This window comes from Shewanella sp. SG44-6, from assembly GCF_014164185.1.
Classification (GTDB): Bacteria; Pseudomonadota; Gammaproteobacteria; order Enterobacterales; family Shewanellaceae; genus Shewanella; species Shewanella vesiculosa.
On record NZ_JACJER010000001.1, the window covers coordinates 79,832 to 96,709 of the forward strand.

General features: G+C 42.0%; 16 protein-coding genes. 11 read left to right on the forward strand and 5 right to left on the reverse strand.

Features of this window, described 5'->3' with window-relative positions; translation table 11 throughout:
* Positions 1 to 24: 24 nt before the first annotated feature.
* The 4 genes from H5185_RS00315 to H5185_RS00330 all read right to left on the reverse strand — a co-directional run bounded on the left by H5185_RS00315 (position 25) and on the right by H5185_RS00330 (position 2,911).
* Complete coding sequence (locus H5185_RS00315; protein WP_182741035.1) at positions 25 to 570, reverse strand: DUF1415 domain-containing protein; 546 nt, start codon at positions 568 to 570, stop codon at positions 25 to 27.
* Between the two features lie 28 nt (positions 571 to 598).
* Positions 599 to 1,204: a LysE family translocator gene (locus tag H5185_RS00320; protein ID WP_182698514.1), complete on the reverse strand. Its 606-nt coding sequence runs from the start codon at positions 1,202 to 1,204 to the stop codon at positions 599 to 601.
* 282 nt (positions 1,205 to 1,486) lie between these two features.
* Positions 1,487 to 2,305 (reverse strand): DUF2797 domain-containing protein, encoded by an 819-nt coding sequence (locus H5185_RS00325; protein WP_182741036.1) that lies wholly within the window; start codon positions 2,303 to 2,305, stop codon positions 1,487 to 1,489.
* Positions 2,306 to 2,404: 99 nt separating this feature from the next.
* On the reverse strand, positions 2,405 to 2,911 hold the full coding sequence (locus tag H5185_RS00330) for a glycine cleavage system protein R (protein WP_182723497.1): 507 nt from the start codon (positions 2,909 to 2,911) through the stop codon (positions 2,405 to 2,407).
* Between the two features lie 296 nt (positions 2,912 to 3,207).
* Here H5185_RS00330 and H5185_RS00335 point away from each other — a divergent pair, with 296 nt between their 5' ends.
* The 7 genes from H5185_RS00335 (at position 3,208) to H5185_RS00365 (ending at position 11,666) form a co-directional block, all read left to right on the forward strand.
* Positions 3,208 to 5,463, forward strand: coding sequence for an ABC transporter permease subunit (locus H5185_RS00335; protein WP_182698512.1), 2,256 nt, complete (start codon positions 3,208 to 3,210; stop codon positions 5,461 to 5,463).
* Positions 5,464 to 5,521: 58 nt separating this feature from the next.
* A complete protein-coding gene (gene pstA, locus H5185_RS00340) occupies positions 5,522 to 7,183 on the forward strand; it encodes a phosphate ABC transporter permease PstA (RefSeq protein WP_182698511.1) in 1,662 nt (553 codons plus the stop codon).
* A 27-nt stretch (positions 7,184 to 7,210) separates the two neighbouring features.
* Complete coding sequence (pstB, locus tag H5185_RS00345) at positions 7,211 to 8,029, forward strand: phosphate ABC transporter ATP-binding protein PstB (RefSeq protein WP_124016197.1); 819 nt, start codon at positions 7,211 to 7,213, stop codon at positions 8,027 to 8,029.
* Between the two features lie 47 nt (positions 8,030 to 8,076).
* Entirely contained in the window at positions 8,077 to 8,781 is a 705-nt protein-coding gene (gene phoU, locus H5185_RS00350) for a phosphate signaling complex protein PhoU (protein ID WP_124016196.1), read from the forward strand.
* Between the two features lie 376 nt (positions 8,782 to 9,157).
* Positions 9,158 to 10,303: a putative sulfate/molybdate transporter gene (locus H5185_RS00355; RefSeq protein ID WP_182741037.1), complete on the forward strand. Its 1,146-nt coding sequence runs from the start codon at positions 9,158 to 9,160 to the stop codon at positions 10,301 to 10,303.
* Positions 10,304 to 10,467: 164 nt separating this feature from the next.
* Positions 10,468 to 11,052, forward strand: a complete 585-nt coding sequence (locus H5185_RS00360) for a DUF502 domain-containing protein (protein WP_182741038.1) — start codon at positions 10,468 to 10,470, stop codon at positions 11,050 to 11,052.
* A gap of 257 nt (positions 11,053 to 11,309) precedes the next feature.
* Positions 11,310 to 11,666, forward strand: a complete 357-nt coding sequence (locus H5185_RS00365) for a YajD family HNH nuclease (protein WP_182723507.1) — start codon at positions 11,310 to 11,312, stop codon at positions 11,664 to 11,666.
* Positions 11,667 to 11,926: 260 nt separating this feature from the next.
* On the opposite strand, the gene H5185_RS00370 is transcribed toward H5185_RS00365, so the two are convergent.
* Positions 11,927 to 12,154 carry a DUF1289 domain-containing protein gene (locus H5185_RS00370; RefSeq protein WP_124016193.1) on the reverse strand — a complete coding sequence of 76 codons (228 nt, stop codon included), beginning with the start codon at positions 12,152 to 12,154 and terminating at the stop codon, positions 11,927 to 11,929.
* Positions 12,155 to 12,233: 79 nt separating this feature from the next.
* Between H5185_RS00370 and H5185_RS00375 the strand changes: the two genes are divergently transcribed.
* The 4 genes from H5185_RS00375 to H5185_RS00390 form a co-directional block, all read left to right on the forward strand.
* Complete coding sequence (locus tag H5185_RS00375; protein WP_182741039.1) at positions 12,234 to 13,553, forward strand: methyltransferase; 1,320 nt, start codon at positions 12,234 to 12,236, stop codon at positions 13,551 to 13,553.
* A 252-nt stretch (positions 13,554 to 13,805) separates the two neighbouring features.
* Positions 13,806 to 14,855 carry a 3-oxoacyl-ACP synthase III gene (locus tag H5185_RS00380; RefSeq protein ID WP_124016191.1) on the forward strand — a complete coding sequence of 350 codons (1,050 nt, stop codon included), beginning with the start codon at positions 13,806 to 13,808 and terminating at the stop codon, positions 14,853 to 14,855.
* Positions 14,856 to 14,914: 59 nt separating this feature from the next.
* Entirely contained in the window at positions 14,915 to 15,790 is an 876-nt protein-coding gene (locus H5185_RS00385; protein WP_182741040.1) for an alpha/beta fold hydrolase, read from the forward strand.
* 126 nt (positions 15,791 to 15,916) lie between these two features.
* Positions 15,917 to 16,878 (forward strand): AMP-binding protein (locus H5185_RS00390; protein ID WP_182741041.1); only part of this gene is annotated, 962 nt, incomplete at its 3' end.

The following is a 16,878-nucleotide window of genomic DNA, read 5'->3' on the forward strand; positions in this document are numbered from 1 at the left end:
CAGAAACACCTGCATCTGTCATGATTACGATTTAGTACAGTGCTGCAGTAGCTTAATAAAAAACTCACTGCCTTTGCGTTCAGCAAACGCAATATTTCGCTCAGGTATTGATTCGGGGTCGGTGTAGTTTGCTAACGCAATTTCCATACTGGCTTCACGGATAATATGCAGGCAAGGATAAGGTGCACGATTAGTAAAATTCGCGGCACTGTCTTGAGGTTCGCCTTCAAAGCAATAGTCTGGATGAAATGTCGCTAATTGATAAACCCCTTCATAGCCTTGCGCCATTAATTCATCAGTAGCAAAATCGACCAAATCTAAGTAAGGGTAAAAACCTTCAAAGCCCCGCGGTAAAATAAATAGTGTCGTTTCAGTATCAGGATGAGTATCTAAGTGTTGGCACTCGTCAATTAATGCTTTTAGTACGGCTTTTATTTTTGTTGCTTCAATGGCTACATAACGAATGCTAGCGCGTTCAACTTCTCGACGCGCAAATGGGCAAATGTTGTATTTCATAATGACATCTTTTACCCAGTTTTCGGTATGAGCAAGACATTCATGTTGTTCCATTATGTAACCTTTAAGCTTATTTAATAAATTAATGTGTTGCGGGTGGTAACATCATTGGGATGATCGATGCCACTAATAATAGAGCCATAGAGATATTAAAAATACGCTGTTGGCGTTCATTTTTTAGCAGACGTTTTAGTGCCACACCAAATCCCAGCCACACAATCGCGCACGGGAATGCCACACATAAAAATACACTCGCAATCGTGATCACCTGGCTATTTAGCTCTTGCTGCACTGAGGTAAACGTCGCAATAGCTCCCACTGCCATGATCCAGCCTTTTGGGTTGACCCATTGAAATGCTGCGGCTTGTAAAAAACTAAATGGCTTGCTTACCTGCTTACCTTCCATTTTACTGCTGCTATTAGCGATAAGCCATGACAGATAAAGTAGGTAGCTGATACCAATCACTTTAATCACAATATGGATGAAAGGATACGCTTGAAATATCGCGCTTAAGCCAAGTCCAACCGCCAGTATCATGGTCGGAAAACCCAAGCTAATGCCCATTAAGTGAGGAATGCTGCGTTTAATGCCAAAATTAACCCCAGAGGTCATCAACATAATGTTGTTAGGGCCTGGAGTAATACCGGCAGAAAAAGCAAATAAAGCAATGGCGAATACTAACTCCATGAACAGGTTTCTCGGCTTAAGTGTTATAGAAGCAGAATTCTAGGTGAATTTAGTCATTCACCATAATGATTTTTTTTGCAGTGAGTTAAATTTATCGTTTAAATCTTAATAAATTACCATTGTAGCGATTAACACTTTGATATTATTAAAATAAATTATTGGTTAGCAAGTGTAATTACCATAGGTTATTTTTACGTCACGAGATCTGAGTGAATCTCTGATCTCATGACTTAAGCACACAGGCATTGCTAGCAAGTTTTGAAAAAGAAATCGTTAGGTGAATTAATAACTGACGTCTACTTCGTAAGATGAAAACTTACGAATATTGATCACCCCAGTATCAAAAATAAGATATTGGCCTTTAATGCCTTGCAAAATACCGCTGACTTCAGCAATTTTATCAAAATTGTGTGATTTAACTTTCACCGGAAATTGCGTTATAGGATAGCTAATGGATTGAATGTTGGCATCAAGGCGTTCAATCACAATGTCTTGATATTCGGCCGCTAAAGCGTGCAGTCTATCTTCAATCAGAGGAATCAGTTGCGCGGCTTGTTCGACAAGATCAATATCATCATTATGACCTTTCAACATCGCTTGCCAATGGGTTTTGTCGTTAATGAATTTGGCTAATTCTATTTCGATTAAACCCGACATTTTACGCGTCGACACTTTAAAAATCGGTAAGCCCTGAGTCGCCCCTTGGTCTATCCAACGGGTTGGGATTTGAGTATGGCGAGTAATGCCGACCTTGATACCTGAAGTATTCGATAAATACACGTAGTGGGGCACAAAGCAATTTGATATGCCCCATTCTGGTTCGCGACAAGTGCCTTGATCAAAATGACATGTTTCAGGTTTCATAATACACAGGTCACAACTGGCTAGCTTTGACATGCAAACATAACAATGACCCTGAGAATAACTTTTCTTGGTCTTTTTACCGCAGTTGCTGCAAAAAATATTACCTGTGTGAGTCATGGTCAATGACTTACCAATAAGCGGGTTAAGCGCTAAACGCTCGTCACCTACCGGTAAATGATACTCCACCTCATGGTTATCATTAAGGTGGGTTTTCAATTTTGATAGCGTTCCAAACATGGTTAATCCATTTTTATCATCATTATTTCGTGGCAGTTTAACAGATGATGAAAACGGATTTTAGGCTTAATTGAGCTTGTATGCCGATCTGCTGTTCATTTAAGCTGATTTACTCAGCTTATCAAGCACCACGTCATCACCCATTTCATAAAGCGATGCAGTAATTTGTTCTTCTTGGTTTGGATCGGTTAAGCCTAATGTCATGGTCGCTTTAAATAACGCGATACCAGTGTGACTCGCCGTTTCATACTGGCTGCTAAATTGTTCAATATTAATGCCTAGCGCATTCATTTTATTTGAGATGTGCAGCACAATTCCGGGGCGATCGTAGGCAACTAAGTTGTAATATAAATGCTTAATCGGTTTAGCGACTAAGGTGGTTTTAGCAAACGTTAGCGTTAAGCCGTCAATACATTCTAAGGCATCAATTAACTCATCCCATTTTAGTGCTGGGACTTCTAATTGTAATATCGCCGCAAAAATACCGTCGATATGACGCATTTCTGAGTCTAACCAGTTGCCATTATGTCGACTAACGACATTGGCGATTTGTTCTACCAAACCTTTTCGGTCTGGTGCTTGAAGAGTAATAAGATAACGCATCATTGGATATTTCTCCTATAAACAAAGTCTGTAACACAACTGTCATCTTTACGTCATATAATCGCAGCCACTTAAGATTGTGTTATGGTTTTTTTGCTGTCTTACATCAGTTTTACTATTGTCTTACTAACACTTAATTAGAAACTAATATGAGTTATGTAGAGGCTAATGTAAGTGATTTAGAGACTTAAATAAGTGACGAAAGTTAATGTATTTGGTCATAAATATTTATTGTTAGCATAGTAAACTGCACATTCAAAGCGCTAATTATGGCATCGATTAATTATTAGAGGTTCTTAATGGAAAGTCAGGTCAATAAACCTGGTTCTGCTGAAAAAAGTCTACTTGTTGATAGACATGCAACCCGCAGAGCATTTAAGGATAAGGCAGCAGAGATTGGGGTAACCGTTGGTGGCACGTTGGTATTTGTCACCCTGTTATTAATATTTTTCTATTTGCTGTATGTCATCAAGCCCATTTTTGATGGGGCACATATAGAACCTGTTACGAGTGTGAGTTACCAAAATACTGACGCTAAAACCTTAATGGTTGGTAGCGATGAACAAAACGAAGTCCTTTATCGGGTAACCGAAATGGGTAATGTCGATTTTTATTCAGCCATTAGCGGTGAATTAATCTCGTCTTTTAAGGCTAAAATCCCTGAAGGTACCACGGTCACCAGCAGTGCTAAATCGAGCCCAAGCGAGCAACGTTTCGCGTTAGGTTTGAGTAATGGCCAAGTAATCGTTATCGGGATCGAGTTTGGCTTAACCTACCCAGACAACAAACGCGTTATTACGCCATCATTACGTTATCCGATTGGTGAAGAGCCATTAACGATTAATAATGAGGGCGCTGTTTATAATCTGGTGTTTGATTTCAGCGACAGCCGCATGAGTTTTGCTTATCAAGATGCCAATGGTGCTTGGAAGTTAAATCGCCAAGAAGGCGAAGAAAACATGATGACTGAAGAGGTTGAATGGTCATCTGTTGAAGTGTTTATTGAAGATGCACCTAATCATGTTATTTCGGCAATAATGACACCCGATCATCGTCAGCTTATTTTAGGCGCGACCAATAAACTGTTTGTCTACAACACTCGTGACGCAGACTCGATTGAATTACTTCAAGTTATCGATGTTCAAAAAGTCGGAGCTCAAGTGAGACAAGTCAATTTGCTTGCCGGTGCTAGCTCGATTCTGGTCAGTTATGACAGTGGTATTGTCAGTCAGTATTTCCAAGTAAACAGTGATAAAGGTCGTTTATACCAGCAAATTCGTGAGTTTGACGATATAGCACCTGTGAGTGTTATGGCGACTGAGTTTTACCGTAAAAGCTTTGCTGTATTGAGTAAAGAAGGCGAATTAACTCTGCTTTATACCACGAGTCAACGTGAACTATTTGATGAGAAATTTCAGCTAACCAACCCAGGCCAAATGGCATTTAGTCCGCGTTCAAATGGATTAGTGATTGAAGCTGATAACAAACTTAACCTTTTCTCTGTAGAGAATAGCCATCCAGAAATATCCTGGAGCGCGTTGTGGGATAAAGTATGGTACGAAGGCTACCCAGAACCTAAATACGTATGGCAATCAACGTCTGGTACTGACGACTTTGAAGCTAAATTGAGTTTAATGCCCTTGGCATTTGGCACCATGAAAGCGGCATTTTACGCCATGTTATTTGCATCGCCACTGGCGATTGCTGGAGCAATTTATACCGCTTACTTTATGACGCCTAAAGTGCGCAACGTGGTTAAGCCAACGATTGAAATTATGGAAGCATTACCGACGGTTATTTTGGGGTTCTTAGCCGGTCTGTGGTTAGCGCCACTGATTGAGGAACACTTGCCCGGTATTGTGGTGTTGTTGATATTATTACCCACATCCATTCTTACTACCGCATTTGCGTGGAGTAAATTACCAGAAAAATGGAAGCAGCGTTTACCTGAAACCTACCAAGAACTGATGCTATTACCAGTGATTATATTTGTTGGTTGGTTTGCATTTGAGATAAGCCCAATAATTGAAGTGGCATTTTTTGACGGCAACACGCGTCAGTTTATTACCAACGATTTAGGCATCACCTTTGACCAACGAAATGCGCTGGTTGTGGGTATCGCCATGGGATTTGCGGTTATTCCAACCATATTCTCAATTGCTGAAGATGCGATTTTCTCTGTGCCTCGTCATCTATCAAACGGCAGTTTGGCATTAGGCGCGACAAACTGGCAAACCTTAACTCGAGTGGTGTTACTCACAGCCAGTCCGGGGATTTTCTCGGCCATCATGATGGGCTTAGGCCGCGCGGTAGGGGAGACTATGATTGTATTAATGGCAACCGGTAACACTGCCATCATGGAGTGGAGCGTTTTCGAAGGTATGCGTACCTTAGCGGCAAACATTGCGGTGGAAATGCCAGAATCGGCCATTGGTAGCTCGCATTATCGTGTGTTGTTCTTAGCCGCCTTTGTATTGTTTGTGTTCACCTTCTTCTTTAACACTATTGCTGAAGTGGTTCGCCAACGTTTACGCGAACGTTATAGCTCACTGTAAGGAAAGATGATGACTCAATTAATGATTATTTCGCCAATCGCCTTGAGAGGTTTGTGCAATGGGTAAGTGGTTTAAATCAGGTTCACCGTGGATTTGGATGACCGGTGGTGCCGTTAGTATCAGTTTGATTGCCGTATTAGGCTTATTACTGTTAATCGCTTGGCGTGGTCTAAGTTACTTTTGGCCCGCTGATGTTTATCAATGGCAGCTTGAAGACAATAATGGGGTTAAAAGTACCCTTATTGGTGAAATTTATGACCGTGAAGAAGTGCCAACAGAGCGCTTAATTTCAGCAGGGCATAAGTTTACTAAGCATCCTGGTGAGTTTGTGATGCGTTATCTGGTTAAAACCGGTAACCGTGAGTTTGTTGGCTTAGATTTTCGTTGGATCCTTGCAACAGATATCGTCAGCCGTTCAATTCCCGCTGATGTCGCTAAGCTTGAGCGTACGCAAAATGGTAACTTTTACGGTTATCCTGTTGCGGTTATCGAAGACGGTAAACGCTTAGCGTTAAACAGTGAATCAGATATAGAAGCTTCTTTGTTTGACCACATAGATCGCGCTGTAGCGATATCTGATCAAGCCCTGGAGTTGCAAAAAAGCGATATTGGTTCGATTAATTACCAAATGGAGCGTTTACGTTTAAAAGAGCGTGGATATGAGCTGGATGGTGAATTAACTGAGGCACGCAAGGCTGATATTAAGGCGCAACTTGATCAACTGCAGCAAGACTACTTAGTGCTTGAAAAAGACTTATTTGCTCTGCGTGACAAAGCTGCCCGTGACTCTGTGATTATTAAAGACATGCGCGGCGTCGAGGTTACCTTGCCTCTAGACTCTATTTTAGACGTAAGCTATGTCAATCATATGAGTTTGCTACAAAAGATAACTCACTGGTTTGTTGGCATAGGTCGCTTTGTCAGTGATGACCCACGTGAAGCAAATACTGAAGGTGGGGTGTTCCCAGCGATATTCGGTACGGTATTTATGGTGATGTTGATGGCGGTGATTGTGACCCCATTTGGTGTTATTGCAGCCATTTACTTACATGAATACGCTAAGAAAGGTCCGATTACCAAGCTGATCCGTATTGCGGTGATTAACTTAGCCGGTGTGCCTTCAATTGTGTATGGTGTGTTTGGTTTAGGCTTCTTCGTTTACATGATGGGCGGTTCAATTGACCAATTGTTCTTCCCCGAAGCCTTGCCATCCCCTACATTTGGCTCACCTGGGGTGCTGTGGTCTGCACTAACCTTAGCGATTTTAACGTTACCAGTGGTGATTGTATCGACTGAAGAAGGTTTAAGCCGTATTCCGAGTGCAGTACGTCAAGGTAGTTTGGCCTTAGGTGCAACCAAAGCTGAGACTTTATGGCGCATTGTAATACCAATGGCAAGCCCGGCAATTATGACAGGTTTGATTTTGGCAGTAGCCCGTGCAGCAGGTGAAGTGGCACCGTTAATGTTGGTTGGTGTGGTTAAGCTAGCGCCAACATTACCGATTGATATGAATTTCCCGTTTGTGCATTTAGAACGTAAGTTTATGCACTTAGGTTTCCATATTTACGATGTCGGCTTCCAAAGCCCTAACGTAGAAGCTGCTCGTCCATTGGTGTATGCAACTTCGTTCTTATTAGTATCTGTAATTGTTGCCCTTAATTTAACCGCTATCAGCGTGCGCAACCATTTACGTGAAAAATTCCGTTCGCTAGAACACTAATTAGCGATATCCTGAAGGAAAGATAAAATGATTTCTATTGATAGTTCAACAATGAAAAAAGAAGCCGTTGATTTAGTTAACTTACCGGCACAGGATACCGCGCTTGAGATACGTAACTTAGATTTACGTTACGGGAATAAACAAGCGTTATTTGATGTGTCGATGAAGATCCCTAAAAAACAAGTTACTGCTTTTATCGGCCCAAGTGGTTGCGGTAAATCAACGCTGTTACGTTGTATTAATCGCATGAATGACCTAGTTGATATTTGTAAAATTGACGGTGAAATCTTGCTTCATGGACAAAATATTTATGACAAAAAAGTTGATGTAGCAGCATTACGTCGTAACGTAGGTATGGTGTTTCAGCGTCCTAATCCGTTTCCTAAATCAATTTATGAAAACGTGGTTTATGGTTTACGTTTGCAAGGGCTAAGCAACCGTCGTGATTTAGATGAAGCGGCTGAACGTTCACTGCGTGGCGCAGCCATTTGGGATGAAGTGAAAGACCGCCTACACGACAATGCATTTGGATTATCAGGTGGTCAGCAACAACGTTTGGTGATTGCTCGTGCCATTGCCATTGAGCCAGAAGTATTATTACTCGATGAGCCAACGTCGGCACTGGATCCCATCTCAACCTTAACCATTGAAGAATTGATCACTGAATTAAAGCAAAAATATACCGTGGTGATTGTGACGCATAATATGCAACAAGCGGCTCGAGTGTCAGATCAAACGGCATTTATGTACATGGGTGAACTGGTTGAATACGCTAATACCAACACCCTTTTCACGACCCCTAAAAAGCGTAAAACAGAAGATTATATTACCGGTCGCTACGGTTAATCTGGCTAAAACGCTTTTAATTAATATACAAAATTTAGGTGGGTATCATGGATAAAATGAATTTAAGTAAACATATATCAGGCCAGTTTAATGCTGAGCTTGATGATATTCGCAATCGCGTATTGGCGATGGGCGGTTTAGTTGAACGTCAGCTTGAGCAAGCATTAGATGCTCTTGCAAGCCTTGACTCAGAGCTTGCTCAACAAGTGATTGAAGGCGATCATAAAGTGAATGGCATGGAAGTGGCTATTGACGAAGAATGCACTCGTATTATTGCCAAGCGTCAGCCTGCAGCAAGTGACTTACGCTTAATTTTGGCTATTTCAAAAACCATTACCGATCTTGAGCGTATTGGTGATGCGTGTGTTCGTATTGCTAAAGCCGCGGTTGAAAAACGTGCTAACAGCCAACAACCTTTATTGGTGAGTATTGAAAACATGGGGCGTCATGCCACACGTATGCTGCACTCAACTTTAGATGCATTAGCTCGTATGGATGCTGACCAAGCATTTGAATTACATAAAGAAGATGCCAAAATAGACAAAGAGTATGAAGGTATCATCCGTCAATTAATGACTCATATGATGGAAGATCCGCGCTCAATTCCTGGTGTATTAGACGTATTATGGGCTGCGCGTGCTGTTGAGCGTGTTGGCGATCGTTGTAAAAACATCTGTGAATACGTGATCTATTATGTAAAAGGTAAAGACGTTCGTCATATTTCTTACGAAGAAATGGAAAAAGAGCTTTAAGTCTTAAATTGTAATATTCAAATCTAGAGTGCTTAAGTAAGCCATTTTCCGACCTTGTAATAAAGCCCCCATCGATAGGGGCTTTTTTTATGCAATTGAGAGAAATGTATTATCAATATCATCAATATATTGATGACCCAATCTACTTTTTCATTGATTCAGCTGATCTTTTTTAAGTGATTTTTTTCTAAATACTAATGATTTAACAAACGATTATGTGGACATAATGACCATTGTTGGCGACATGCTATGGTTCATATTGTCGCAATGAAGTTGTTAAATTTATATTTAGGCATGTTAATTTAGAGGTGTGTCGCATTTTTAATATGGCACTGTAATTGCTTTATCTCAGTATCCATTCCTTACGGCAAGATATATGAGATGTGAGATCAATCGTTTCGATAACGTAAATAAGATTTCAGGTGAGTTCAGTGGCGCATTTGCTGATTTAGGTACCTTTCTTCCTCTCGTTTTAGGCTTAATTGCCCTTAATCAATTCTCCCCCCAAGGGATATTTTTAGGTTTTGGTTTTTTTGCCTTATTTACGGCATTTTATTATCGACGTCCCATTCCGATACAACCCATGAAGGTGATCAGTGCGTTAGTTATTGCAGAAGGAATGTCTCCTGGAATGTTACAAGCATCTGCCATGTTAATGGGCCTTATTCTACTTGTTTTAGCCTATAGCGGCATTATTCAATGGATGGCTAAGTTGTTATCGCCGGCGATCAGTATTGGGATCCAGCTAGCAATAGGACTCCAATTGATATGGTTAGGTGGTGTCATGATGAGCGAAACATGGTGGGTCGGCATACTTGCTTTTAGTTTTTTGTTTGCCAGTCGTTTTATGCCAATGCAATATTTGGTGATGCCGGTAGTGATTATTCTTGGCATTGTTTGGCAGTTAACAAGTGGGACTCTGCCCAGTGTTAACTTGACCCATACCAGTGTTTGGCCGTTGAGTTGGCCGACTATCGATGAGTGGAGTTCTGCTGCCGTTTTATTGGTGCTACCTCAGTTAGCACTCACATTGACCAATGCAGTGATTGCGATTTCTGCGATGGCAAAAGATAAATTTCCTCAAGAAAGTGAAAGATTTGAACCACAACAATTTGCTAAAAGCTCTGGTTGGGCTAACTTGCTGTTATCGCCTTTTGGTGCAACGGCAATGTGTCACGGCGCTGGTGGGTTGGCGGTGCAATATCACTTTGGCGCACGAACCTGGCTAGCACCGACTATTTTTGGTAGTGCGTGCATTGTTATTGCCATCTTTTGGGGTAAAGGTATTGCCAGTGCATTGTCATTGATCCCTTTAGCCGTTTTAGGCAGTTTACTTGCCATAGCAGGGACACAATTAGCATGGTCTAAACGTTTATTTGATGGCAAGCCGTTTTGTATGTTGGTTATTTTATCAACCGCGGTGACGTGTTTATTGATTAACACCGCAGCCGGTTTGGCCGTTGGTGTTGTACTAGAGTTAGGTCGTCACCAATGGTTGCATCTTGTTAACTCGAAACAGTAATCGTGCCCTTGTAGGGTCATATTTGTGAGCTTATGGTGTCTTTTTTTATCTGGACAGTCTGACAGCGCAGCAATAGTCCAATGAGTCAGTTGGTATTTTTGAAGTGACTAATCAACAAACTGTGGTAACATTTTTGTCCTGTTCTATCTTCTTTTGTGTGATCAATGAAAAATACCCTTACTCGTGGTTTAACGAATTTATTACCTATGGTGCTATCGATCTGGCTTTTCTGGTCATTGTTCATCTCCCTTGATGGTTTAGGTAAGCTATTACTTGATATTGTTGGAATAGAACCTGTTTTTGTCGGCGCAGGTTTTTGTTTGGTCGCATCCTTAGTCTTTATCGCGGGATTATTATTTTCAGTTAGCCCAATTGTGTGGGTCTATGGCTGGATTGAAAATCAACTGATGAAGTTTCCATTGTTTAAATCGGTTTATGGCAGCATTCGGGATATTGCCAGTTTAATGAACCGTGACGGCCAACCTAAAACCCAAAAAACCGTGTTAGTAAAGCAAGCCAATGGTAGCTTTGTAGTCGGTTTTATCATGAGTGAGTTTGCGCCACAGCCCTTAGTTGATGCTTTGCCTGAAGGCGATTGGGTGCCAGTATTATTTCAATTGAGTTATCAAATTGCTGGGGTAACAAGCTTAGTAAAGCGTGAAGACTTAATCAGTGTTGATTGGTCTTTTGAAGATGCAATGCGCTTTAATTTAACCGCTGGAATATCGAATAGCAAAGACGCTTCATAGCCGCTAAAATCTGTTTGGAGTGATAACTGTTGATAAAATCGATAGCTGCCAACGCTGTACTAAAAATAAAGCGTTTTAGGGCTAAAGACTAGGGCGGGTTTGCCGTTCTGCTCGTTCGTTTGTCATCTCTGGTTATCGCTTTGACTTTGCATATATGACCATTGCAGCGTAATGGTCTACAAGATGTTATAAACAATTACCCCAAGTGATAACAGTGATTTATCCTTGAGGCCATTTTATTTATGAGTGATAAATTAATGTCAGCCAACGAAAGTAAATTAGATAAAGTATTAGCTGAAGCCAGAGACTATAAAGCCTCTCGTGAGAAAGGCTATCGTGAGCAAGCGCTTAAGCTTTACCCTTGGGTATGTGGTCGCTGTACTCGCGAATTCACCCATAAAAACTTATCTGAACTCACGGTACATCATCGCGATCATAACCACGATAACAACCCATCAGATGGCACCAATTGGGAATTATTGTGCTTGTACTGCCACGACAACGAACACTCACGTTTTGAAGAATTAATTCGTTATGGCAGTACCAAAGAAGCCAAACAACAAGCTGCCACCTTCAACCCATTTGCTGACTTAAAAGCCATGATGAAGAAGTAGTTCATCTATGGTTAAAGTGCCAAGAGCGATGACAAATTGATAACCGGCGATGACAAGCGCGAAACCCCTAGGATCTATGACGTTTCACGGCGAGATGCTATAACATCAAATTCAAAAGGGTGAAGCTTAGGGGGCTAGATTCCATCATGGCAATACTTCTGAGCTATGCCTTTTGCTTTACCCTTGTTATAGAAGGCGAAGCGCACTAGCAGACGCAGTCCGCCCTAGTATCTAGGTTCGTAATCGCTCGTTAAAACCTATCAGCGTTTAATCCGTTTTTCAGCTTCCAACCATTTGGCTCGTGACAAGGTCTGATTATTACTCTCACCTAAAAACTGTTGTTTTCTGGCCGTTAAACTGTCCCAAATGAGCTGTTGTTGCTCATCATTCATTTGTGACCAAGTGACAATCTCATCGATGTGACGAAAACAACCCATACAATAATCATCAGCATTTAAGCCACAACGGGCGACACAAGGTGAGTGCATAGTTTACAATTCCGGTTTAGGTATTCAATGGACTGCATCCTATCATTTCAATCAGCTAAGGTTAACTATAAGCAGCCATATGTCAGTAATCGATTATCATTCTACCTTTAACGCGGTCGATACACTTCTTGATGCTTTAAAACCCTTATGGCAGCTGGTTGCTTTTGAGTGTGACCACTTACCTTGGCAACAGACCTTTCCGCAGTTAGCTCAAAAAGTGTGGCAGCTTGACGATGGTGAGATAGATAGCCTCGATATGGATCAGCAGTTGCTGGTTGAGACGTTATTGCCCAGTTTGATGAGCGATATTAAACAAAGTCTATTACCACAGGCTGACGAACTCATTAGTCAACTAAGCTGGTTAGTCATCACTTCGACTACACAATCTGTTAATTCAGATAATACGGTCGATTTTTCCAGTCAAGAGCTACAAAATAATCAGCCTGAAAATGACGATTTAGTGCATTTTAGCGCTCATATTAAAGGGCGGAAATGGCAGCAAATTACGGCGTTTTCACATCAAGTTGATCCAAAGTATCAACCTTTGTTACCTCGATTACCCATTTTAGAATGGTGTGCTGGTAAAGGCCATTTAGGCCGTTTAGTCGCCAAGCAGCAACAGGTTGAGGTGACCAGTATTGAGTGGCAAGCGAGTTTATGCGCCCAAGGGCAAATGTTTGCTAAACAATGGCTGATACCGCAGCGTTTTATTTGTGCCGATGCGTTTGCGCCAATAGACTCAAGTAAACCGCTATTGTTAATCGATCAACATGCCATCGCATTGCATGCCTGCGGTGACTTACACATACGTTTACTCAAGTTAGCAACCTTAGCAGGTACTCGGGCGATTTCTATTTCACCTTGTTGTTATCATTTGATTGAGCATGAAGATTATCAGCCGTTATCGGCTTTAGCCAAAGGCAGCGCTCTGAAGCTGTCCAAGCATGATTTACAACTACCCTTGCAACAAAGCGTTATTGCCAACAGTAAAAAACAACAATTACGCAATCAAGAGGTATCATGGCGCTTAGGGTTTGATAGCTTGCAGCGAGATATTCGAGGTATAGAGGCTTATTTGCCGGTGCCGACGATTAAAAAAAGCCAGCTTAGCGGTAGTTTTAGCGATTTTTGCCAATGGGCAGCAAATCAAAAGCATTTATCACTATCCAGTGAGATTAATTTAAGCCATTATTTGCACCGCGGTATTGCGCGTCAACGCCTGACAAAGCGAATCGATTTAGTGGCTCATTTATTTCGTCGTGCATTGGAGCGCTGGCTGTTGCTCGACCGAGTCTGTTTTTTACAGGAGCAGGGATACCAAGTTACCTTGGCTGAATTTTGTGCAAACAGTGTGACACCACGAAATGCCTTGATCCAAGCAATTAAAACAGACGAATAACAGCATTTGTCACAAATCGGTAAATTAAACCATTGTTTATACTAGTCTATTTACCTTAAAACTGTGAAAATCAACATACTAGTTAATCAAGCAATGAAATCTAACCATAAATAATTATCCAAATGACGGTATTGGCTTACTGTTTTTGATTGAATAATTAGGCCATTCTTGTTCAAATGGCGGGTTAATAACGAATAACAACTATTCTAGTGGCTTTTGGGCTTGCTAGAGCGAAGCGAATTATACGGTTTAATGAAATATTCACGCGTCTTTATCAATAGTCTGGCCTATGAGCTAGCACCACAAGTAGTGTCGAGTAGCGATTTAGAATCTCGCTTGGCGCCACTGTATCAAAAGTTTCGTATTCCAATGGGGCAACTTGCCGCGTTAACCGGAATTACCGAGCGTCGCTGGTGGCCTAAAGGTCATCGTTTATCAGATGGTGCCATTGCTGCAGCACGAAAGGCCTTGAATGAAACCGGAATCAATGTCAGTGATTTAGGCGCGGTGGTTTACACCGGTGTCTGTCGTGACCAACATGAACCCGCTACCGCTTGTCGTATTGCTGCTGAACTCGGGGTGTCTAAAGACACTGCAATCTACGATATCAGTAATGCGTGTTTAGGTGTGTTGTCGGGCATTTTAGATATTGCTAACCGCATAGAGTTAGGGCAAATCAAAGCCGGTATGGTGGTGTCGTGTGAATCTGCACGAGACATAGTTGATGCGACCATCGACCACATGTTAGCTGAACCGACCATGCAAAATTTTGCTCAATCACTGGCGACATTAACCGGTGGCTCAGGCGCTGTTGCGGTAATTTTAACCGATGGCACTTTGGACCTTAAAACCACTCGCCAACACCAGTTGTTAGGGGCGAGTCATTTGTCTGCACCAGAACATCACCAATTGTGTCAATGGGGCCTGCAAGAAGCTGGGCACTTGTTGTACCGTGAGTTTATGCGTACAGACGCGGTCACCTTATTGAAAGAAGGTGTCGAGCTTGCCAAGCACACTTGGGAGCATTTTTTAGAGCAGCGTGATTGGGTTGTCGAACAAGTTGATAAAGTGATTTGTCATCAAGTGGGGGCTTCCAACCGCCGACAAGTGCTCAATGCATTAAATATACCCCACGAAAAAGAATATCCCACCTATCAAACATTAGGCAATATGGGCACGGTCTCACTCCCTGTGACGGCGGCAATTGCTCATGATGAAGGCTTTTTACGTGTAGGCGATCAAGTCAGCTTTTTAGGAATAGGCAGTGGCTTAAACTGCATGATGTTAGGAATTAAGTGGTAAGCCTATGGCTGCACTGACGTTTTTGCATTTCATTATAAAAATAGTTAACAGGATGCATCATGCTAGACAACTTGCTGCCATTTAAACGTCATTTTTTAGATCGTAATGGCAATAAACTGCACTATATCAACGAAGGCCAAGGCGATCCTGTTGTGATGGTGCACGGTAATCCTAGTTGGAGTTACTACTACAGAAATTTAGTCAGTGCCTTGAGTGATTCCCATCAATGTATTGTGCCAGATCATATTGGCTGTGGTTTATCAGACAAGCCTGATGATCCTCAATATGATTACACTTTAAAAAGCCGCATTGACGATTTAGAAGCTTTGCTGGACAGTCTTGATGTTAAACAAAACATTACCTTAGTTGTACATGACTGGGGCGGCATGATTGGTATGGGCTTTGCTGCGCGTCATCCCGATCGCATTAAGCGTATCGTGTGTTTAAACACTGCAGCCTTTCATTTGCCTAAAACCAAACCGTTTCCATGGGCGCTATGGATTTGTAGAGAAACTTTGCTAGGCACCTTGCTGGTTCGTGGCTTGAATGCGTTTTCGTCAGCGGCTTCTTATGTCGGTGTTAAGCGAAAGCCAATGGCAAAAGAGGTTCGAGAAGCCTACGTTGCGCCTTTTAATTCGTGGAAAAATCGTATTTCGACCTTACGCTTTGTGCAAGACATTCCCCTAAAGCCAGGCGATCGTAATTATGATTTAGTCACCAGTATTGGCGACAGCTTAAGTCAGTTTGCTGATGTCCCGACACTGATTTGCTTTGGTTTACAAGATTTTGTATTTGATAAGCATTTTTTACAAGAATGGCGACAGCGAATGCCTCATGCCACTGTGCACGAGTTTGCTGACTGCGGTCATTACATTCTTGAAGATGCCAGCGACGAAGTCATTGGCTTAATCAAAGATTTTATCGCAAAAAACTAATCCGACTAAAAGGCTCATTTGAGCCTTTTAGTGATTTTAAGCGTCTAAAAAGTTTGGCTTGGTTATCTGTGTTATCACAGTAAGCTTGCTCAGATGAATCATCCACATTAGTCAGAATGAATAAACATGACTCAAACCACCGTTGTCGCTCATGCCAATATCTGCCAGCATCTAAACACCGCTGCGCAAACCATGCCAACAGAGCTTGCCGTTGCTGTGCAACATGCCAAGCAAGGGCGATTTGATTATCAAGAAATTGATTTTATCAGCCTGCATCAGCAATCAGATATGATTGCCAAAGGCTTATTGCAATTTGGTATTACGCGCGGCATGAAAGCCGTGTTAATGGTGACACCCAGCCTTGAGTTTTTTTCGCTTACCTTCGCCTTATTCAAGGCGGGGATTATTCCTATTTTGGTCGATCCTGGCATGGGCATTAACAACCTTAAACAATGTTTTGAAGAGTCACGTCCGGATGTGTTTATTGGCATACCTAAAGCCCATATTGCAAGGCGTATTCTCGGTTGGGGTAAGGGCAGTGTTAAACACCTTATTAATGTCGGAGGCTCGGGTTTACAGCGTTGGTTAGCCAATGCGATTAGCCTAGAAACCATAATTGAAATTGGCCGTAATCAAGCGCAACCGCTTAAGATAGCATTGCTTGAACGCGATGAAATGGCGGCGATTTTATTTACCAGTGGTAGCACAGGAACCCCTAAAGGCGTGGTTTATAGCCATGGGATGTTTGAAGCACAAATTAGCGCCCTTAAACACGATTACGGCATTACTCCTGGCGAGCGAGACTTAGCCACATTCCCGCTATTTTCATTATTTGGCCCAGCACTGGGCATGGCGTCTATTGTACCCGACATGGATGCCAGTAAACCCATTAGCGCCAATCCTGCCAATTTGTTTGCTGCAATCGATCAATATCAATGCAGCAACATGTTCGTTAATCCCGCCTTATTAGAACGCTTAGGCCAAGCGGGCGAACAAACTCAGCATAAGTTAACCAGTGTTAAACGGGTTATTTCAGCTGGTGCGCCAGCCACAATTAGCTCGATTAAACGTTTTAGCCAGATGCTCAA